Source organism: Dorea sp. OM07-5 (assembly GCF_003481355.1).
Taxonomy (GTDB): domain Bacteria; phylum Bacillota; class Clostridia; order Lachnospirales; family Lachnospiraceae; genus Dorea_D; species Dorea_D hominis.
In genome coordinates, this window is the sequence record NZ_QUKZ01000016.1 from 47,328 (window position 1) to 70,312 (window position 22,985).

At 39.4% G+C, this 22,985-nt stretch carries 13 protein-coding genes; 3 read left to right on the forward strand and 10 right to left on the reverse strand.

From position 1 onward, the window contains the following. Positions 1-31 precede the first annotated feature (31 nt). From DXC04_RS12970 to DXC04_RS13000, 7 genes are all read right to left on the reverse strand, one after another. Entirely contained in the window at positions 32-1,033 is a 1,002-nt protein-coding gene (locus DXC04_RS12970; RefSeq protein ID WP_118661060.1) for a galactose ABC transporter substrate-binding protein, read from the reverse strand. Positions 1,034-1,042: 9 nt separating this feature from the next. Next, the gene (locus DXC04_RS12975; RefSeq protein ID WP_118661059.1) at positions 1,043-1,654 is read right to left on the reverse strand and encodes a hypothetical protein; all 612 of its coding nucleotides are present in this window, start codon (positions 1,652-1,654) and stop codon (positions 1,043-1,045) included. Beyond that, entirely contained in the window at positions 1,641-3,380 is a 1,740-nt protein-coding gene (locus DXC04_RS12980; protein WP_118661058.1) for a cache domain-containing sensor histidine kinase, read from the reverse strand. The genes DXC04_RS12975 and DXC04_RS12980 overlap by 14 nt, the downstream gene beginning before the upstream one ends. Next, positions 3,370-4,968, reverse strand: coding sequence for a response regulator transcription factor (locus DXC04_RS12985; RefSeq protein ID WP_118661057.1), 1,599 nt, complete (start codon positions 4,966-4,968; stop codon positions 3,370-3,372). Before DXC04_RS12985 ends, DXC04_RS12980 begins: the two co-directional genes overlap by 11 nt. 122 nt (positions 4,969-5,090) lie before the next feature. Further along, positions 5,091-6,479 (reverse strand): melibiose:sodium transporter MelB, encoded by a 1,389-nt coding sequence (gene melB / locus DXC04_RS12990; protein WP_118661056.1) that lies wholly within the window; start codon positions 6,477-6,479, stop codon positions 5,091-5,093. 310 nt (positions 6,480-6,789) lie between these two features. Continuing rightward, the gene (locus DXC04_RS12995; RefSeq protein WP_118661055.1) at positions 6,790-7,563 is read right to left on the reverse strand and encodes a sugar phosphate isomerase/epimerase family protein; all 774 of its coding nucleotides are present in this window, start codon (positions 7,561-7,563) and stop codon (positions 6,790-6,792) included. Positions 7,564-7,637: 74 nt separating this feature from the next. Then, positions 7,638-8,807 (reverse strand): leucine-rich repeat protein, encoded by a 1,170-nt coding sequence (locus tag DXC04_RS13000; RefSeq protein WP_118661054.1) that lies wholly within the window; start codon positions 8,805-8,807, stop codon positions 7,638-7,640. A 334-nt stretch (positions 8,808-9,141) separates the two neighbouring features. On the opposite strand from DXC04_RS13000, the gene DXC04_RS13005 reads away from it, so the two are divergent. Further along, the gene (locus DXC04_RS13005; protein WP_118519978.1) at positions 9,142-10,929 is read left to right on the forward strand and encodes an aminopeptidase P family N-terminal domain-containing protein; all 1,788 of its coding nucleotides are present in this window, start codon (positions 9,142-9,144) and stop codon (positions 10,927-10,929) included. A gap of 174 nt (positions 10,930-11,103) precedes the next feature. Beyond that, complete coding sequence (locus DXC04_RS13010) at positions 11,104-13,245, forward strand: Ig-like domain-containing protein (RefSeq protein WP_158580485.1); 2,142 nt, start codon at positions 11,104-11,106, stop codon at positions 13,243-13,245. A 132-nt stretch (positions 13,246-13,377) separates the two neighbouring features. On the opposite strand, the gene DXC04_RS13015 is transcribed toward DXC04_RS13010, so the two are convergent. From DXC04_RS13015 to DXC04_RS13030, 3 genes are all read right to left on the reverse strand, one after another. Next, positions 13,378-14,886: a fibronectin type III domain-containing protein gene (locus DXC04_RS13015; RefSeq protein WP_118661052.1), complete on the reverse strand. Its 1,509-nt coding sequence runs from the start codon at positions 14,884-14,886 to the stop codon at positions 13,378-13,380. A gap of 338 nt (positions 14,887-15,224) precedes the next feature. Beyond that, positions 15,225-18,341 carry a CotH kinase family protein gene (locus DXC04_RS13020; protein ID WP_158580483.1) on the reverse strand — a complete coding sequence of 1,039 codons (3,117 nt, stop codon included), beginning with the start codon at positions 18,339-18,341 and terminating at the stop codon, positions 15,225-15,227. A gap of 487 nt (positions 18,342-18,828) precedes the next feature. Then, positions 18,829-20,775 (reverse strand): sigma-54-dependent Fis family transcriptional regulator, encoded by a 1,947-nt coding sequence (locus DXC04_RS13030; protein ID WP_118661050.1) that lies wholly within the window; start codon positions 20,773-20,775, stop codon positions 18,829-18,831. Between the two features lie 174 nt (positions 20,776-20,949). Between DXC04_RS13030 and DXC04_RS13035 the strand changes: the two genes are divergently transcribed. Continuing rightward, entirely contained in the window at positions 20,950-22,875 is a 1,926-nt protein-coding gene (locus DXC04_RS13035) for an NAD(P)/FAD-dependent oxidoreductase (RefSeq protein WP_118661049.1), read from the forward strand. The last annotated feature ends 110 nt before the right edge of the window (positions 22,876-22,985 follow it).

A 22,985-nucleotide genomic window follows, 5' to 3' on the forward strand; every position in this document is an offset into this window, starting at 1 on the left:
TACTTACTTTCAGCTTATAATCTTAAGCCTTTTATTTTCTGCGGCTCGTCCTCGTGATTGCATGAGGTGTGCTGTACCAGACTTTCTTATATTTTTTAGTATTCTCTTTTAAAATCGCCTTCATCAGCTGACAAATATGTTCAACCTGGTCTTCCATCTTGTTGTCAACCGTACCGTAGATCTCTCCTGTCATGATCTTCCGATTCATTTCCGGGCTATTGTTAATTCCAAGGATTACCGGCATCTGCAAATGATGTTTTTTATAATAATCGTAGACGCCCAGTGCCATATCATCATTGTTGCATATAACAGCTTCCGCGTTGTTAATTATTTCTTTATCCAGTTTTGCAAATTTTGTTGTCGCCAGTTCTCTCTTCCAGTCCGCTGACAGATTTGCTCTCTGATTCATAGGCATATCTTCGCTCGACTCAAGAAATCCATTTGTCCGGCGAATGGCATCAAAATGTGTTTCCTCTCCTTCTACAAGCACATAGTCCAATCTCCCGTTTTTGTTCCGGTCAATCTTTCCTTTCTGTTCCTCCCAGATTTTCTTTAACATTTCTCCCTGCATGGCTCCGGCTGCTTTTGCATCTGTTCCTACATACCAGACTTTTTTTACAATTTTCAGATCCTTATCATCTGCTTCACGGTTAAATAATATGACCGGAATGTCTGCATCTTCCGCATCATTGATCATGCTTGCCGCAGAAGACGGCTCTACCAGATTGACAAGAATTACATCATACTTCTGTGCATACATGCGCTGTAGCTGCTTTTCCTGCTTCCGGCTGCTTCCTTTTGCATCGTAAATCTCGTAGGAAACTTTCTTTCCTTCTATTTTCATCTGTTCCATCTTATCCTGCAGATCCTTTATATAACTCTCCATAAAAGTATCATCCAGATCATACGCTGCAATTCCTACATGCACGTACCGGTCTTCCTTTTGCGGCATTTTCCATAGGATAGTAAGAATGACCAGGAACATGAAAAGTCCCACTAGTATCAGATTGTATTTATCCATTTTTGATTTCATTTTTGCTCCTTATCCGGCAAATAATGCATCATATTTACCGCTTTCCATCGTCTCTCTGTCAAGCTTTACCGGCTTCAGAGTGATCGTTTTCATCTTCATGCTTTCGTATCCGAGTTTATATGTATTTTCCAGCAGGATCTCCTTTTTCTTCCCGTTTTTTACCTGCTCCAGAACCGATGTCTTTACCGGAAGCCGGTACGCTTTTTCTTTACTCTCTGTAAAGGAAGCGTAATACTTAAATTCTTTTTGCATTCTATCTGTCACAGCAAGAACATCCTTATAAACATAGCCATCTGCTTGTTTCTCCAGATAGTTTTCCGGATAGACAAGCACGACACCTTTTGAATTATTTTTCTTTTCTTCTTTTATCAGCTTTTTCAGTTCTTCTGCTGACATCTGTTCTTTGTACCAGACATCTAATTTCACCTGATGATCGTATGCATAATCGCGGATTCCATCCTGTAATGCCGACAGATCTTCCGGTTCATTTTTGGGAAAAACAACTGTCATTCTGCTTCTTTTTTCTATTTTGCTGTGCTTCGTCATAAGCCCGGTTGATACCAGTGCGATAAGCAGAAGCAGCAGTATCAGAACTGCATGTTTTTTTCTACTCTGTCTCATCCGTTTCCTCCATCTTCGGAATTGTAATTGTCGCAGTTGTTCCTTCGTCCAGCTCACTCGTGATCGTGATTCCATATTCCTCACCATAGATCAGCTGGATCCGCTCATTTACATTCCGCACACCGATTCCGGATCCACGCTTGCTGGATACCACTTTATTGTGCATAATATAATCTATTTTTTCCTGCGTCATTCCAAGACCATTGTCTGCTACATCTATTCCTATATTTCCGTCCTTGTCATAAATGTGGATCTCAATCTCGCCGTCCTCATACATGCCTTCCATTCCGTGATAGATTGCATTTTCCAGAAGTGGCTGTATCGATAACTTCGGACAAAGGTATTTCAATAACGCCGGATCTGCTTTTACTTTAAATTCAAATTTATCCTTGAAGCGGATATTCTGGATTGCGAGATAGCTGGTCGCATGCTCCAATTCCTTTTCCAGAGGGATCATATCTTTTCCCTGGCTTAAGGAAGTCCGGAAAAATTTTGCAAGCAATGAAACCATCTCGCCGGCGCCTTCATATTCTTCACTGCGGATCATCCAGATGATCGAATCTAATGTATTATATAAGAAATGCGGGTTGATCTGGGACTGCAGAAGCTTCTTCTCCATCTTCTGCTTCTCTCTTTCATTCTCACGGATTTCTTCCATCTGCTTCTGTAATTTATCTGCCATAATATTGAAATGTGCACTTAAATTTTTCAGCTCACCGATTCCTTCTTCTTCTGCTTTTACTTCATAATTTCCTTTTCCAAATTCCTGCATCGTCCGAAGCAGACGGTAAACCGGATTCGTAAAACTGCGAAAAAGCAGAATATCAAGGAAGATCAGAATCACACCAACGAGCAAAAGTGTAAACCATGCCAAGGAATAGAGATTCCGGGTTTCCAGATCCAGACTGGACATGGAACTTACAAGCACAACATTCCAGCCGGTATAACCGATCTGCTGCCGCATGAGCATCCATCTTTCTCCGTCTGCCCTGTATATTTTGTAATTTTTACTCGCAAGTGCCTCCTTTATCGTCTTCTCCTTATAAAGGCCGGAAACAATCTGTTTTTCAAATGGGTGATATAATAATTGGTTATCTGCATCTAAAAGATAACAATATGCGGACTTCTGATTTTTATAATGCTGCAAAACAGAATCCATCGAATCCGTATAATAATCCAGCAGAAGAACTCCTGATTTCATACTTCCATGATCGATATATTCTACATAGCGGCTGATTTCGTAAATATAGCAGGACTCTCCATTCAGCAGTAATTTCTTCTGTCCATAATTTATCGTCTCTATGTTTTCTTTCGCCTGACGGAACCATGTCGTTTCGCGAATCTCTTCTTTCTGCATATTTTCCAGATTCTCAGAATGCCATAAATCTCTGCCGTTCGCATCATACAATGCTGCCGCATAAATCGTGTCTGTTTCCCGGTTGATACGCTGCTGCATTTCTTCGCTGAACAATCTACTACTCACATCATATTCCTTGATCTCCTGATAATATATAGAATTTGTCAGATCATTCATGTTGTCAATTTCTTTTTCCAGGCTCTGTGCCAGTGCATTTTTTTGTTTTCCTGTTTTCTCAATCGCATCTTTCTGAAAATATGTAGAAAAATAATAGGAAAATAACAGCATGCAACTAATAATACAAACTGCAATAGATGCCGACATCACAACCGGAAATACAAGTCGGATGCTTATTTTTCTATTTTTCATGTTCCGCTCCTTCCAGTTTCCTGTACTTCGCCGGTGACATACCGCAGTTTTTCTTAAATACATAGCTGAAATAATTCGGCTCCGGATAACCTACCATTGCACCGATCGCATGGCTCTTATAATCCGTCTGCAAAAGCAGTTTCTTCGCTTCTTCCATTCTGCGGCTGATCAAATAATTCAAAAATGTGCCGCCCGTCTCCTGCTTGAATATTTTTGAAAAATAGGATGTGCTGACATGCAGTTCGCCGCATACGGATTCTACGCTGAGATCCGGATTCTGGAAATTCTCTTCTACAATCTTTCTCGCATTTTCCGCCAGAATTACATTATTATCTATCTGCTTTTTCTGGATCAGCGAACGGATGAGCTGACAGTAATTCATCAGCCAGTGATCCAGTTCTTCTCCTGTACTTAAGGAAAGGATCTTCACTGCCATCTTCTTGGAACCGGCAAATTCTGTATCGGATGTGATTTGATATTTCTTATAAAATCTTGCAAATGAAAAGGATATCTCCAGAATGACAATCTGATATTCATTCAGGTTATAATGCCCCTTATGCAGCCATGCAAGTAATTCTTCCACCTGATTTTTCAGTTCTTCTTCCGAACAGTGTGTAATGCTTTTTCCAATCATTTCTACCTGTGTGTTCCAGTCATCTTCCACTTCCTGAAGAGGCATAATATCATTGTAATAAGTATAACTTTCTTCCGGAAGGACGAGGTTATAATCCAGCGCCTCCACCGCCTGTTCGTATAACACCGGCATATCTTTCAAGCGTTCTGCATTTCCACTGATCCCACAGGAAATCCTGCTGCCAAAAATACGCTCGATCAGCACAGCCGTCTCGTCGATCGTCCGGGTGATTTTCCCGATATCGTGTTTTTTGTTACTGCCAAGGATAAATATTTCTTTATCACTCATACCAAATTCATACACATTTGCAATCTTTTCCAGCGCTTCCTTTAATGTTTCTTTGATCGACAGTTCACTTAAGATATCCTTTTCCTCGCCTTTTTGCACTTTGACTACTACTACTGAATAAACAAAATCTGAAAAATCAAGCTTTAAACTTTTGATCTGTTGTTCCCGCTCTTCTACATCCATTGGCTCGGTAACAAGACGGGTGAAAAACTGCTGCCTTAAAAGTGGGAGACTCTCTGCATAGGCATGTTCCAGCCGGGCGCGGTTTATTTTCTCATCGTATTCCCTGTCCAGTTCTTCATGCATATCTGTCAGAAGCTTTCGCATCTCATCATAGTTGATCGGCTTCATAATATATTCCGACACGCCATAGCTAATTGCAAGGCGGGCATATTCAAAATCATCCCATCCGGAAAATAGAATGATCTTCGTATTCATGTAATTTTCATGTATGTTCTTCGCCAGTTCCAGACCATCCATAAACGGCATCTTGATATCACTGATCACCAGATCCGGGTGATATTCTTCCATGAGTTCCAGCGCTTCTTTTCCGTTCTGTGCCGTTCCCGCAACTGAAAATCCAAGTCCCTCCCAGTCAATACCTCTTTCCATTCCATGAAGGATCTGCTGTTCATCATCTGCTAAAATAATTTGAAATGTCCTCATTGTCACACTCCTCATATTCATCTTATATAACCAATGGCTTTTCCTCATATTATAACACAAGACAAGCCGATTTTATCCCTCTAAAATCGACTTGTCTTATTTGTTCACTATGATTATTTTATCTATTCTTCAACCACAGAACCAGTGATCTTTGCTACGACTTTTTTCATAAATTCATCACTTAATTTGTATTTACTCTTAAATACAACATATGCAAGAATAACTCCAATAGTCGGTACAACACACATTAAAATACGGATGGAATTCTGTGTTGCAAATGACTGAACAGCATTCGGAACATATCCTGTAAGTTCCAGAACAAATCCAATTGCCAGTGATGTAAATGCAGCCGTCAGCTTAACGATCAATGTCTGCAGGGAGAATACAACTCCTTCATTTCTGTTTCCGAGCACATACTCGCCATAATCTACGACGTCAGCAAGGAATACAGTTGCACATCCAAGTTCCAGACCGGTTCCTGTCTTAACAATTACACCTGCGATTGCAGTCAGTGGAATATTTGTCGGGCATACAAAGCCAACAACTAACAGAAGAATTAATCCGATCGGCGGAAGTACACATGCCATTAAGAATGCTTTCTTTCTGGATAAAATTTTTGTAACTTTCGGGAAGATCAGAAGACCTACTACCTCAGCAACAGATGCACTGATCATAAATGCAGATAACATTCCTGCATCGTTACATACATAACTGAAATAGTATGTTGCAACTCCCATGATAGCCTGAATTGCTACGTTATATAAGAGGATCAGGAGAACTGCCCATCTTAACTGGTCATTTTTCTTAATGACTGTGAAAATATCTTTGAATTTCATCTTATCTTTCTTATCGACATCATGCTGGATCTTTGGAAGATTCAGTACACATACTGCCATTGTAAAGATAAATGTTGCTGCAATGATTAATGCAAATCTGTGGTATCCTGTGTAATCTCCACCAAGGCCTTTGATGATCTGTACACCAAATCCTGCGATGATCAGTGACTGACCGATACTTGCGAAAATACGTGGTAATACAGATACTTTCTCACGTTCCTGCGGATCAGAAGTCAGGTTCGGAATAACTGACCAGTATGGAATATCCATGATTGTATAAGTCATTCCCCACAGAACGTAAATAACGGATGCGAATACGCAAAGGCTTACACCTGATAAATGGAAGTCTGTAAATACGATCACAAATACGAATGCATTGATCAGAGTTCCGATTACAAGCCACGGTACGAATTTACCGAAACGGCTTCTTGTGTTATCAACGATCATTCCCATGAACAGGTCGTTAAACGCATCCCAGATCTTTGCTACAAAAAACATAGTTCCGATGAATGCCGGTGCTACTTTAATAATATCTGTAAAATAGATCATGGAAAATGTTGCGATCATTCCATAAATCAAATCCTTACCCAATGCCCCAAACGCAAAGGAGTATTTTACTCTTCCAGGAATCTTACCCTGGTAAACTACACTACTTTTACTGTTGTTGTTCTCCATTCCCTTTATCTCCTTCTTGTGCTTTTCTTTACATGCACTTATCTTTAATGTGACTAAAGTTTAACATTCGAAAGGAAATATAAACATTTGATATTCTACTCAAAAAATATGAATTTCTATTTTTCCTCGTTCTTGCCACATGAAACCCGGTATGCTACAATGCTTTCAAGCAAGTTGGAAAACGGTCTGTTTTCCGCAAACTTATATCTACGGCACAAAGTCTTTATTGAATTATGGCAATCGAAAGGGGATGTAAAAAAACTCGATTGAGTTTTTTCACATCTCCCTTTTTAAAAATCGATAAATATTTTTACATACATGAGAGTTTTTCCCAGGATTGCAAAATCCACTCTTTCTTCGCACATTCGATTGTATATGTCAGCTCTTTCTTGCAGCCGGTTTCTCTGCGCCTTTTTTCTTCCTGCATAAATATCTCCTGAATTTTCTCCCACTTCAGATTACCGTCTCCGAGTGCAAAATGCGCATCTCTATCACCATGATTATCATGTACATGGATGTGCGTAAGATAAGGATTTAATCCCTGTGCCCATTCTTCTACCGGCTGGGCTGAATAGCAGTTGGCATGTCCGATATCCAGACACAAGCCAAAATTATCTGCCTCTACCTGATCTGCAACCGCTTTTAACGACTCCCATTTTGGATCTAATACATTTTCCAATGCAACTTCTATGTCTGAACGTCCTTCCAGAAACTGGTTCATAAATTCTGCAACACGCTCTGCCCATCCTTCCAGAAAATAAACCTGTGGATAATAACAACTATGATATACAATCTTCTCTGCGCCCAGCTCTCTTGCAGCTTCATAGGACTGATCGAAGCGAAGTCTTGTCACCTGACGGATCTGGCTGTCATACGCCGCCGGATTCAGATCCAGAAACGGACCATGCAGCGTAAGATGTGCGGTGCCCATTACGTGAAACCTCTCTTTATATTCCGGCAAATGTTCTTCCCAGTGATCCAGAACATCTGCAATGGAAAAATCGATACTCTCCACGCCCATTCCTGTCTGTTCTATTATTTCTTGCATCTCATTATCTGCGATCAGGTGACTTGCGTATATCATAGTTAATCCTTTCTTCTGTTATATTTTTTTGAAAAGTCCCTGCTATTATGATCCCGGCTGATTATTTCGCAGTGTTATTTTACTCTCACAGTTTTCACTTCACTCCATCTGGAATGATATTTTTTCCCTTTGACTGTTTTATAAGTACAGGCTTTCACATAATATTTTCTGCCTTTTTTTAATCCGGTAATTTTCTTTTTTGTTGTCTTATTACTCGGTATCACCAGTTTCTTCTCCGTGCCTTTTGCGAAATTCTTATTTGTGCTATATGCAATCTCATACCCTGTTGTCTGTATACTTTGTTTCTGCACTTTCACTGTAAATGCTTTCTTTCCGGCAGATATTTTCACAATCTTTGTACCTTGCGGCTTAATGATAAAGGACAGTTTCTTCGTGAATCTGTACTTATTATATCCATTCACTTTTACCGTATAAGTACCAACATACTGTCTTCCTGCAGAATATTTTAATTTATAGTCGCTGTCTTTCTCAAGTACTTTTCTCTTTCTGTCTTTTACGATAACTTCCGGTGTAATCTTTTTACCGGTATACACATAATTTTTCTTTTGTAAATATATGGATTTTATAAACGGAATTTTCTGATCTCCTACACTGTCTACGTAATCTCCACAACCACTGCAATAAATTTCATAACTACATTTTCCATCCTTTTTCAGTGTAGCCATTACAATATCATCCGCAACATAAACTCTTCCCATATACATATGATCGCAAATGACATCCTGTATTACGTCCGGATCAAAAGCTTCTTCATCCACACCCGTAGAAGACATGATGGTTACAAAATCCAGTTTCGGGCAGTTTTTAAATGCATATTTTTCAATTATTCTTACAGATGATGGAATCCATACCCGACTTAAATTTGGCAAATTTTCAAAAGCTCTTGCTCCAATCTTTGTTATATTATCCTTTCCTTTCACTGATTTGATTTCCACTTTCTCAATCTGATCCGCAATTCCATTCCACGGTCTGTCTTCCGGATTTTTATAATCTGGAATCTCTCCTTTCCCGGAAATCACAAGCGCAGTCTCCACCTGTTCCTTTTCATCGACTACATCCTTTTGTTCTTCCAAATACCATTTTAATGTTCCAACTTCTCCACTTATTTTGTCTGATGCATATGCAACCATCCCCAATTTTCCTGACATGAATATCAATACAAGGAACAATATTGCAGAAAGTATAACTGTAGTTACATGTTGTTTCCAATGTTTCTTTTTCATACGCGTCTCCTTTCTGTTGATTGCTTCTACTCCCCTAGTATATTATCTACAATAAGTATAAAGGATATCTCTCATTCATACAACTATCCAAAGGTCATAAAAACCTCCAGAGTAATATTTCTTACCTTTGCATAGCTTAATGTGTAATCTTCATTTTTGAAAAGATCCTTACCATTTATACAAGCATTAGATATGTAGCGGATGGAATTTTTTATATAACTTAACGCGATCACAAAAATTTGACAATATTCTTCCTGTTCATTTATTAACGATTGTGCTACAATCTTTGTTTGGAAGGTATTTCTATATAAGAAAAATGAAGGAGGTTTTTATTATGACAATACCAGAAAGAATCTCCGCTCTTCGTAAATTAATGGAAGAACGTGGTTACGACGTTTACATGATTCCAACCGATGATTTTCATCAGAGCGAATATGTGGGCGATCATTTTAAAGTAAGGGAATACATGACAGGTTTCACTGGCTCTGCCGGAACTGCCATTTTCACAAAAGACCAGGCTGGTCTGTGGACTGACGGAAGATATTTCCTGCAGGCTGAGCAGCAGTTAAACGGCACAGGTGTGAAGCTTTATAAAATGGGCGAGCCTGGTGTACCGACAGAAGAAGAATTTATCGCTTCGGTACTTCCGGAGAATGGAACACTTGGCTTCGACGGACGTGTTATCGCTATCGAAGAAGGTACTGCACTAGAAGCAGCCGTTGCAGCTAAAAATGGTAAGATCAACTATTCTGAAGATCTGGTAGATAAGGTGTGGACAGACCGTCCGGCACTTTCTGAAAAACCGGCATTTGCTCTTGGCGAAGAATACACCGGTGAGAGCACAGAAAGCAAACTTGCTCGTGTTCGCAAGGCTATGAAAAAAGCCGGCGCTGATGTGCATATCATCGCAGCTCTTGATGATGTATGCTGGATCACAAACCTGCGTGGAGATGACGTAGATTTCTTCCCGCTGCTTCTTTCTTATGCCATTGTAACAATGGATGAGATGAAGCTTTACATTGACGAGCGCAAGCTGAATGATGATATGAAAGCGGCTCTTGCAAAGAATAACATTACACTGCATCCGTACAATGCAATTTATGAGGATATCAAGAACTTAAGCGCTGATTCTACTGTTCTTGTTGATCCAAACAGATTAAACTATGCATTGTTCAACAACATTCCGGACGGAGCAAAAGTTGTACAGCAGGTAAATCCGACAATTGCTATGAAAGCAAAGAAAAATGATGTCGAGATCAAAAATATCATTAATGCACATAAAAAAGATGCCGTAGCCATGACGAAGTTCATGTACTGGCTGAAAACTAACATTGGTAAGATTGAAATCACAGAGTTAAGCGCTGCTGCCAAACTGGAAACTTTCCGTAAAGAGCAGGAAGGTTATCTGTGGCAGAGTTTTGAGCCGATCTGCGCATCCGGCGAACATGGTGCGATCGTGCATTATGAGCCGACTCAGGAAACAGATATCCCGCTTACTGAGAACGGATTATTCCTGACAGATACAGGTGGCGGATATTTAGAAGGATCTACAGATATCAGCCGTACTTTCGCATTTGGTAAACTGACACAACGTATGAAAGAAGATTTTACAACTGTTCTTCAGTGTAACTTCAATCTGGCACATGCCGTATTCCTGGAAGGAACAACCGGTTACAATCTGGATGTTCTGGCAAGAATGCCTGCTTGGAGACGTGGTATCAACTTCAACCACGGAACCGGACATGATGTCGGATACCTAATGAACATCCACGAAGCATCCTGCGGATTCCGCTGTGCAATCCGTGAAAAAGAGCATGCACCTCTGATGGCAGGTCTTGTAATCACAGACGAGCCGGGTATTTACATTGAAGGAAGCCACGGTGTCCGTACTGAAAATGAACTGCTTGTAAGAGAAGGCGAGAAGAACGAATATGGTCAATTCTTATATTTTGAACCAATCACTTACGTTCCAATCGATCTGGATGCCATCATCCCTGAGATGCTGACAGATCAGGAAAGAGAACAGCTCAATGACTACCATAAGAAAGTTTATGAGATTGTTGCTCCGCACCTGAACGACGATGAGCGTGAATGGTTGAAAGAGTATACAAGAGCCATCTAATAACGCTATATATTTGGAAAAATTGCTGTCTCCCAGGAGACAGCAATTTTCTTATAATTATTTTCTATATATGCAGTCATTTATTCTTTTTACTAATTTTACTTCTAATATTCTCCCTTATATAATTTAATTATTCAAATATATTTTGCCTGTTTTCAGAATGGAGGAATGAAAATGAAAAGAATTCTCAAAAAATCGTCACCCCTTATTATGTTTATGCTTGCATGCACACTATTATTCAGCGCAAACTCCATAGTTAATGCGGCAAGCAAAACTCCAAAAAAAATTTCTATGCATGTCTCTTCAAAGATAGTGGATATTAAAGGAGAATCAAAAATTACTATCAAAACGCTCTCTACTCAAGGGCTTGATAAAACTGTATCTTTAAAAAGCAGTAATAATAAAATTGCCACTGTATCTTCCAACGGAATTATTCATGGAAAAAAAAGCGGTAAAGTAAAGATTACGGGAACTCTTAAGAAAAACAAAAAAATATCGGACACTGTAACAATTATTGTAAAAGATTTAAAGCCTTCTCGTATATCTACATACAAAACACTTACTTTAAAGGCCGGCGAAAAAAAGGATTTAAATGTTAAGATATCACCATCCGGTGTTTATTGTCCTGTTTCTTATAAAACAACCAACAATTCTGTTGCTAAAATTTCTGCAAAAGGAATTATTACGGCCTCTAAAGATGGAAAAGCAACTATTACAATAACGTCAAAACAACGTAATAAATCTGGTAAATACATTTCAGCCAAATGCAATGTTACTGTATCTACCAGAATTAACAAGATTACATTTGAAAAGGAATCTTTAATATTAAAAGCAAAAGATTCTTCTGGAAATAATAAAGTGACCATTTCCCCTCGTAATGCCGGAAATAAATCTTTAAAATATACTTCTTCAAATGAAGCTGTTGCAACCGTTTCTGCAAAGGGAATTGTTACAGCAAGAGATTATGGTTCAGCAACTATTACTGCAATCACAATAGATGGTTCCAATATACAAGCATCTTATAATGTAACTGTCGAAAAACCAGATGCCGTATCCACACGTCAGGTTTTTGTTACTCCTGAATGGCTAAAAAGTGTTATTGACGGTGATCAGCCAGAATATAAAAACGCTTTAATTGCAGATGCTTCCTGGTTAACTGATTATTGTTCAAAAGCTCATATTCCAACTGCAATTCATATCAACTCTGATGAGGTTGAATATGTAGATTGGACGCCTTGGGGAAAAGACAATGTTGTTGGAAATAATATTGACGATCTTTGGGACTATAATCGCAACGGAAATAACTATGGGAAAATCACTTACGGTGATAATGATGGAGAAGTTCCTATTGAACAAATTTATAATTTAAGATCAGACAATGAATTAAAGACCTTTTTTAAAAGATATGGAATTACTAAAGATACAAAGGTAATCCTCTATGGTAAAAATGGAAACTCCTCTGATACTGGACGAGTTGCCTTTGCAATGCTAAGCGCAGGCGTAAAAGATGTTAAAATTTTGGATGGAGGTATTACGGGATGGGAGAAACTCAACCTTCCAACAACTACCGAAACCGTATCTCCAACTCCTGGCAATAATGATTTTGGTAATATAGAACATAAATATATTCTTTCCATTGATCAAGTAAATGAGAAATTAAAAAATGATCCAAACTTTAAATTGGTCAGCATTCGATCACGAGATGAGTTCGAAGGTGTAAAATCTAACTACGCCTACATTGAAACAGCTGGCGAACCATTAGGTGCTGTATGGGGAAAAAATATTAATGACTATGCACAAGATTCCAGCTTTGTCATTCCACTTAGCCAAATGAAAGAATATCTATCTGAAGCAAATATTGATTACGCAAAGAATGAATTGTCATTTTATTGTGGTACAGGTTGGAGAGCAACCATTCCATTCTTCCTTGCATATCAAAATGGTAAAGATAATATTTCTGTATATGACGGTGGATGGTATCAGTGGGAATTAAGATGGAAAGATAATCCCAAAGAATATCCTAGACAAAAAATTACGCCGGAACAGGCAGCATATTATTCAAAAATGATGTTTGCTAAAAAGTCTGTTTCTGTATCCATCGGTAGCACTGTAAATAATTCAGTAAATCTTTATCCAGCTTCAGCTTCAGCATCCATAAAATATGAAGTCGAAGATCCAGCTATTGCCAGTGTTGATTCTAATGGAAATATTACTGGAAAATCCGAAGGTTCAACAACATTAACTGCAACCGCATTCAATTCAAAAGGCGAACAGATTGGTAAACGAATTACTTCTGGAATCGTAGTAGAAAAATAAATATTAATTTTAATATTCAGTAAACAGGCATATACACAAAAAGAAAGATGCTGCATAATGGATTAAGTAACCCGTTACGCAGCATCTTTTTAGTATATATGCACTTTTTCGATCATATCAAAATATCCTATCTTACTTCACAGTCGCTTTCTTAATTTTTGACCATGCAGAATAGTATTTTGCATTTCCGGCTTTTTTATATGTACGGATACGCACATAATATTTCTTCTTTGATTTCAGATTACCAAGTGATGCGCTTGTTATCTTGTTCTTTGAAATCGTTTTCGTCTTGATGCTCTTCTTAAACTTCGCATCCGTTGTATACTGGATCTGATAACCGGTCGTCTCCTTCGTCTGCTTTGCCCATTTTACAGTCAGCTTTTTCTTTGCTGCATTTAAAGATTTCACAGATGTTCCTTTTGGAATGATCGTAAATGTTTTTGTAAAACTTCCGCTGTATGGTTTCCTGAACGTAATCTTCACCTTGTAGTTTCCGACTTTCTTACATCCGGATGGATAAGATACGCTATAATAAGAATTTGCAATCTTCTTACCGTTCTTATCTTTTGCAATTACAGATGGTTTCTTTACTTTTCCATCATAAGTATAGGATGCTTTTGCAAGACTGACTTTTCCAACTTTTTTCTCTGTCTCCGGAAGTTTCTCCCATTTTGCATACAATGTGAGATTCCGGTACATGTTCTTATCTTCGATCAGACCGTCCCGCTCAAACTCGGACTCCTCATCGTTCCGGGCAGACCATGCTCTCCAATATATGTATTTATAATTATTTCCGCTTCCATCTTTCTTAGAATTCCATCCGATAAATTTATATCCTGCTCTTTCAGGAATATATGGAAAGATTGCCATACTTGTTCCGCTGTCGGCGCCGCCAAGGTAATTACATTTCTTTACTTTCTCCCCATCGAGAGTTCCGCCATTGGCGTCGAAATTAAGTATATAGGATTCCTCATCCAGCGGTTCTGTACTCTTATATAAAGCAGTAATATTAACGGCATCCGAATCCTTAAATACCGATTTGTCTACAGAAGAAATCACTTCTCCATTATAGTCCCAGCCGACAAAATTACATCCTTTTCTCTCCGGTTGAAATTCTGACAGATCAAGCGTACTGAACTGATCAGCGTCATAAGTAAGTCGCAGTTTCTTTTTTCCTTGTAACGTACCTGCAAAACCATCCAGTGTAATATAATAGGTTCCGGTGTCTTTAAGCTCCTGATCTGAGAACTTCGCCACAAGCGTATATCCGTTCTCATATTCTTCACCACTAATGTCCACTGACTTCGTAAACTTATCTATACTTAAATTTTTTACAAGCTCCGATCCGTCACTTTCTCTCCAGCCTTCAAAGACGTTCTTTCCGTTAAATGCTGTAATTCCTTTTGTAAGCTCCGTGATGTCTACGGTTGTTTCTCCCGGATCAACATTAAACCGGATGAGTTTTTCGTATTCTCCGTCAATATCTGCATCCCCGTCATCCCACGGAACTGACAAAACCAGAGAATATTTCCCATTTTCACTAATCTCCATGGCGTTTGCTTTTATACTGAAAAAGCAAATTGCCAGCAGACTGACCGCAAACATTGTAAACACATATCCTACTTTCTTTCTCACATTCATAGTATGCCTCCTTTCGTGTCATTTCCCTGTTGTTATAAATAAAATGTAGAACATAGAATGTGCCTTGGCACATTCTGGCGCCTGCGGCGTTGCTGAGCGCCTGTGACGCTCGTTTAGCAACGACCGAAGTGGAACGTAGACCGCTTGCGACATCATCATTGTACGCCGCAGTGCGCATCCTGCCGAAAGCTTTTTTATATAATGGGATATCCCATTATATAAAAATAAGATGCCGGGATGTTCCGTGCCTTACACTTTCACACCACCGACATCTTATCTATATGCATAGTATCATATAAATAGACTATCTACAACGTAGTTTCCATCTTAGTCACATTTTATTTCACAACAGTCACATTTTTCGCTCCTGCTTTTTTCAGGCGCTTCTGATAGGTTTTCTGATCTGCTTTTTTCGCTTTCAGCTTCATTTTGGAATCCGTTTTGGCAAATGCCTGTTTCCCGAATTTCGCTTTTCCGGCTTTAAACTGTACAGTTTTCAGATTCTTACAACCATAAAAAGCTTTATCTCCAACCCGCTTCACATTTGCACCAAATACAACGGATTTCAGTTTTTTGTTGGATTTAAATGCTTTTGATGCTACTGCTGTAACTGTGTATTTTTTCTTTGCGATCTTGATTGCTGACGGAATCTTAAGGCTTGTTTTCTTTGCATTTGAAATTCCGATTGCTTTCACAGTTCCGCCTTTTACAGTAACGCTGCTGACTTTGTATGCGATTCCTCCGGATACCACTTTCATTCCCGGCTTCACCTGTTTCTGAGTAGCAGTTCCAACCTTCACTTTACAAACCCGGATAACCGTTCCGCTCTCCTGTATAGTAGAAACAACTGTAATCTGTGCCTCACCGTCCCTAACACCTTTTACGATACATTTATTTCCAAATGTTTCCAGCTCTACTGCCGGATCGTCACAATAATATTCTACGTCAAAGCTCTCTGTAATATCATCCGGATATGGAATTGCATTTAATACCGTATATCCACCTTTTTTCATTTTCACATCCGTTTTGTTCAAATCAAATCCGTTACAATATATCTCATCATCAACCGGCTCTATAATATGTACTTTACAGCTTGCTTTTACTTTACCGTTTTTTGTAGATGCTGTAACTACCGTATCTCCAACACCAAGAATCTGTATCTCGCCATCCCCGGAAATCTTACCGACTTTTGAATTAGAGCACTTCCATACAAGCTCCTCGTTCTCACCGTTTCCTCCGATTACATAATATGGAATAGAGAATGTATCTGTCTCATCATCATCTGTATGATCTGAATCTGTCTGTTGATACGTTTGTGTGATCTTATCATAGCCAAGTATAATCTTAGAGACTGGTTTTATTCTATCAGCACGTGTCCATTTGGCTGTGATTGTCATATCATTGTAAATTTCCATTTTCTTATCTACGCGGTACGTCTCTCCGTCGTCGTTTGCGTACCAGCCACTGAAAACGTAGCCTTTCTTTGTTCCCGTTTTAGGAAACTCAGCACTGTCTCCATCTGCTACATTCTGTATGGAAAGAACTTTTTTACCATCCATGAATTTTACCTGGTGGTATTTTGTCTGTAAGGTATTTATATTTTCATTCACCCATTTGATACGCGCCTGAATCCAGCCTTTAAGCTGATCCACACTCTGCTGGAAAGTTTTATCTTTTTCGTCTACATCATAGTTGTCGCCATACTGATAAGCATTATATTTCATAGAATTGCGGATTTTTTCTGCATACTGATCGATCTGACCGCCGTCTTTGCTGGCTTCTTCCATCACTTTTCGGATCTCTGTCCAACGCGCGATCATTTTATCAGCAAAATCTTTATCCCTAAATAACCGTCCAAACCAGACATTCTCCTTCATTGCCCAGCCTTCGCAGTTATATTCATTGTATTCATTATTGCCCCACGCTACATAATCGAAATCCCAAAGCGGTCCCCAGAATAATTTGCCATTCCGTGGTTTGTATAAATAAGTACTTGTACTGCCAAACGCATCACCGTTCATACTGAATTCCTGCATCCAGTAATAATCAATCGCTGCATCGACATCCATATATTCTGCGTAAGATTTTCCGTCCTTTTTGAAATCTTTTCCATATATCGCATCTTCTGTATCCTGCACATATTTAGAAATATAATTATACTGCGCTTCATTTTCATAATCTTCGAAAGAAGGGCTTTCGATCAGATAATCTATGCCTTGTTTTGTATGAATGATCTTTCCATCTTCATCTTTGTATGGAGACATTGAAAGCAGATATCCGCCTGTGATCGTCGGCTCATCTGTTGCAGCTTTGGATTCGTCATCTGCCTCCAGATCATCGATATCTACACGGGAGTTTCCGACGCGTACCTGTTCAGAGAGCAGATAACTTCCATAATATTGTCCATTCATAACAACATCAACATATACACACTCCGGTGTGTAAGCCATGCCAAGTTTTTTGCCCATCCAGTATGTAATCTTATTACGGATATGGCTCGGATCATAATAATCAGCTAACAGAACCCAGTGCTTGTTTTTACCCATATTAAACAGATTTGCTTTTTTATCCAGCTTAATCTTGTATGGATTCTTCCCGGTGCCCCATGTGGAATTTCCACGTCCGCGGATATATTCCATTGAATAGGTTTCAGTCTTCAGATTGTTCGTCTTTCCTTTATCGTTGGCATATTCGCAGGTGTATCCATTCGGGATCTCCACCTTCATATCACCGTAGCACTCTGTATCATGCTGCTGGTCGCCATTCATCGAATCAATGCTTCCTTTTGTCTCATCGATATTAAAATATATGGTCGGGACCGTACTTTTCGTAAATGTAATCGCACGCAGTGCCATTCCGGTTGTTGTTTCATTTTCACCCGGAACAATCTTAAACGATACTTTATGCTTTCCGGTAATTTTCTGCTCGGATACACTTGTTGTCTCGATTTTGGTGTACCATTTTTTTGCACGTTTCTGCTCTGCAGGTTTTACTTCTGCAAATGGAGTTGTGTTGTCATCCAGATAAAATTCCAGTTTTGCTTTTGTTCCTTTTACTGACAATGCATCAACATCCACTCTTCCGATCGTTCCGCCGGAGAAATCAAATTCATCCGCAAATGTAACTGTGTTGTCTGCCACATCCGTCGAATTGCCGGACACAAGAAGTCCTTCTGCTGCCTTGCTGTACGCGGCTTTTACCTGTTCCGGATTAGACAAAATAATCTTCTGTTCATTGTAAAGACCTGAAATATTCTGTATGTCAAATGCGTCTTTCGATTCTGTATCCGCATCAGACACTGTGCCATCTGCCGCATCATTACCCGCGTTACTTTCTATGCCTTTTTCATTCTGTCCTGCCTGTGCTGCCACCGGAAGCTCCGTCATAGTCGCGCACAATGCTGCTGCCATTGTTGCTGCCATAAGCCTCTTCACGAATGCGTTGCTCTTTTTCATCGCTTCTCCTCCTCGCTCTTTGTTCGGGATTGTATTTTCATTTACGAACTTAGAATACTGCATCAAAAAAGTGAAAACAATACACCTCAAAGTATCTTAAGAAAGCATTCAAGAAATCTTAATATTTATATTTCGGAAAGCTCCATTATTGTTCAGGATGCTTATCTTCATTCGGATTTTTCCGTCTGTCATATGCTTACAACAACTTTTCCAGTGTCCGTGGTGTGTAACCCATATACGGATGCATTATGGCAATCTGTATCGCTTATCTCGGCGTCGGTGTTGTCGCTATTCCGACCCGTATTATCAGCGCCGGTTTCGTCGAGCAGTACCAGCGCAAAAGCAATAATTGAAGAAGCACATCAAATCACCGTTTTTTTAGTATTGCGCGATCATTTGTCTGTGCTTCCCCAGAAAAATATGATATTAAAGTTAAATGATATTATTGTGATCCGTACGCAAGAGGAGGAGAGTTAACGCTCCTCCTTTACCATTCCCGATAATTTTTCGGATCAATGTTATATTTTGAACATTTTCGATAGAGGGTACTCAACGGCATATGGAGTACCGTTGCTACTGTTTTCATATGCCCGTGTTCCCGTTTCAGGCATTTGATGATCTCGCTACACTCCACTTTTTCAGGCGATATTATTTTCTGTACCTCTTCTTCCGGTCCTATATATTTCTGTGACAAATATCCGGTTACAATTTCATCCGGTAAATCTTTAAATTTCATTACATGGCCGGACGCCATATTTACCAAATGTTCTACCGTACTTTCCAATTCACGCACATTTCCCGGCCAATTATAATTCGTCATCACTTCTATACAGCGTTTTTCAATGTTTGTTACGTCTTTTCTTAGCATTTTACGATAACGATCTGTATAATATTGAATTAACGGCCGAATATCTGCCCGGCGTCGGCGCAGTGGCGGTACAATAATACTGATTACATTCAACTTATAATACAGATCGCTGCGAAACTGATTAACGCTGACAAGATGAAGCAGATCTTTCTGACTGCATGCAATGATACGTACACTTAATTTTTTCCCATTCTCCATCATTCCTGTTCTTAAATAAGAGAGTATTTTTACCTGACATTCTATAGATAAATTTTCTATCTCATCTAAAAACAGTGTCCCTTTGTCTGCAAGTTCTATTTTCCCGATCTGACTGTTTTCATCATCTCCAAACAATTCTATCTCCATCATTTCTTTCGGGACGGAACCACAACGGACAGTAATAAACGGACTTTCTCGCCTCTCACCTCCGGTATGGATTGCCTGCGCCAGTAATTCCCTTCCAGTTCCCGCTTCCCCGGTAATCAGCACACTGGATGACGATTTAGATGCCAGTTTTCCTAATTCTTTAACCTTTTTTATTTCTTCAGATTCCCCTACAATATCCCGGAAATAATACCGTGCCGTATATCCAACTTTCATACTGGCTTCTTTATTTGCCTCACCTACTGACGTAAATATCAGTAAAAACATGTCCTCCTGATTATTCTCTTTAATCGGAACGGCAAGCACCGAAAGAGCAATCTGCAAGCCATTTTTTAATATCAAAGTATATTGAAACTTCTGTTTTTCATGCTGTTTTTCCAATTCTATGATTTCGTTAAAATCATTTAAAAAATACTCTTCAAATTCATGTCCGACCATATCCTGCCGAATTCTAAGTAACGCTTTCGCTTTATCATTTAAACGCAAAATATTGTGTTGTGAATTAAAAAGCATAAATCCCTGCGAAAAATTCTGTGCAATAATATCTGTGATAAAATTCGATTGTGTCAATCGCAATTCGTTCTCAATTGCATGAACCATCATCAGTCCTGCACTGGATACAAGCGGCTGATATTTATCCAATGGACCGGTAATGCAAATACATCCTACCTGCTTATTTCCCAGCGAATGAATCGGCAGACTAAAACAGGCAAGATTATGATAAATAGCCCGATAATGTTCATACCCCCGCAATAAAATCGGACTGTCCTCGTAAAGCGACAACGAGACAGAGCTTGTGCCGCAGACATCCTCTGCATAATTACTGCCATTGGCTACAGACGCATGTGTCATGATCTCCAGAAGATCTTTGTTATTAGCGGAAATATTTTTCAATTGTTTTCCTTCTGCATCCGTAAGCAATACATTCTGCGTTGTATTCTTGGCAATTTCATAAAATTGTATCATATAAGGAACAGCAATTTTAATCAAATCCTGTTTTTCTTTCGTCAGATTTTCTAATTCAACCTGATTCAATAATGGCGGATTTGTCTCAAATGGATTTGCTTTTAACTTTGACCGTTTCCAGGAATTTAAAACACGATCATCCAGTCCTTCCAGATGCTCCGGCATTTCTTCATACCCGGCAACATAACGATTCCAGTATTCTTTTATTAACTCATAATTATGCTCTTTATACTCCATTTCATCGCCTCCATTTTCCTCATCATAACATATTTTGAGAAAAAAATGAGAATTTTCTTTTCAAATTAGAATATATTGAGAAATCTTTGACATTTTTTTATCAGATGCTTATGATAAATGTAACTTAAATAAATCGATTTAACGCCGGCGATATTATTTAATGGAGGATTGAATATGGCAGATTATAGTAAATTATTAGAACCTGTAAAAGTTGGAAAACATATATGGAGAAACCGCATTGTAATGCCAGCCTGTGAAACTCGCCTAAGTAACCCTGATGGTTCCAGTTCCAGAGAAATGGCTGATTACTATGGTGAACGTGCCAAAGGTGGGGCTGCCGCCGTTATTGTAGAAAATACATTTGTCGATGACAAAGAAAGCCGCAGCTCTCTTGTATCCAGTGGTATTTATAATGACCACATGATTGCTTCACATTTCTATGTTGCGGAAGCAATCAAAGCCGGTGGGGCTTCCGCCATTTTACAGCTTTCTCATGGTGGACGCCAGGCCGCTGCCGGAGCTACCGGATTACAACCGGTCGCACCAAGTGCAGTCACTTGTAAGTTTGTTCAGCGCGAACCTCGTGCATTAAGTAAAGAAGAAATCGTTGAACTGGAAGATAAATTTGCTGCCGCTGCCGTAAGAGCAAAAATGGCAGGTTTTGATGGTGTAGAAATCCACGGTGCACATGGATACCTCATCTGTTCTTTCTTAAGTCCATATACCAATAAGAGAACAGACGAATATGGTGGAAGTGAAGAAAACAGAGCACGTTTTCCAAGAAATATTATTAAAAAAGTCCGTGCTGCTGTCGGCGATGACTTTATCGTTGGATATCGTATTTCAGCAACAGAAGGTGTAGAAGGTGGCTTAACACCAGAAATAACAACTCGTTTTGCAGCAAGTATCCAGGATGATGTTGATTACATTAACGTTGCAGCCGGTATCTATGAGACTATGCAGCAGTATATCATTCCACCGAACTATGAGCCGCATGCCATGGTTGTTCCGTTTGCCAAAATTATCAAAGAGCAGGTTACAAAAATTCCTGTTATTGTAGTAAATTCACTGAATCCGGATACCGCTGAAAAAGCTCTGGAAGACGGATGTGCCGACATTATTGCAATGGGAAGACCATTGATCGCAGATCCATATCTTCCGCAGAAATTAAAAGAAGGCAGAAGAGAAGACGTTCGCCCATGCTGTCGTGGACACGAAGGCTGTGTATCCTTGTTCTTCTCCGGATGTCCTATTCGCTGTGAAGTTAATCCGGCCTGTGGACGAGAGCGTGAATATGTTCTTAAGAAAACGGAAGATCCGAAAAATGTTGTAATCATCGGTGGCGGTGTTGCCGGAATGGAAGCTGCAAGATATGGTGCTGAAGTCGGCCACAAGATTACACTGATTGAAAAAACAGATCAGTTAGGTGGTCACTTTATCGAAGCTACGAGACCTTCCTTCAAAGAAGATCATAAAAACGTTCTGGAATGGCTCATCCACCAGGTAGAAAAAGCAAACATCAAAGTAATGATGAATACAGAAGCTACTCTGGAACTGGTTCGATCTTTACAGCCGGATGTTGTCATTCTTGCAACAGGCTCTAAATACGTTTCCATTCCTGTAAAAGGTATTGAAGCTGCTCTGACACCGGATAAAGTCTTAAAGAAAACAGCTTCCGTCGGAAACAAAATTGTAGTCATCGGAGGCGGACTTGTCGGTGCGGAAACTGCTCTGGAACTTGGAAATGAAGGAAAAGATGTAACCATTTTGGAAATGCTCCCTGGTATTGTTATGCAGGATGAACCATTAAGTCAGATTTCTCTTATGAATCACTTAGCTGCAGCAAATGTTACATGCAAGACTTCTTGCAAAGTTGTAGAAATCAAAGATGGAAATGTCATTTATGAAGATGCAGACGGAAAACAAAACCGTATTGCAGCCGACACCATTATTTCCGCGACCGGTCTAAAATCCGATACAGATGCATCTGCTCCATTTGCTGACTGCGCAAAGAAAGTGGTAACTATCGGAGATGCCCGTCAGTCAAAGAAAATCTTTGAATGTTTCCATCAGGCATGGCAGGCTATTCGTGAACTTTAATTGCTTGATCATTTCACCTAACTACTAACAATAGCTAATTAAAATATCCCGAAAGGAGCCACTGATAACTGATATGCTACCCTCATATAGGACAATGAAATATAAAAGTC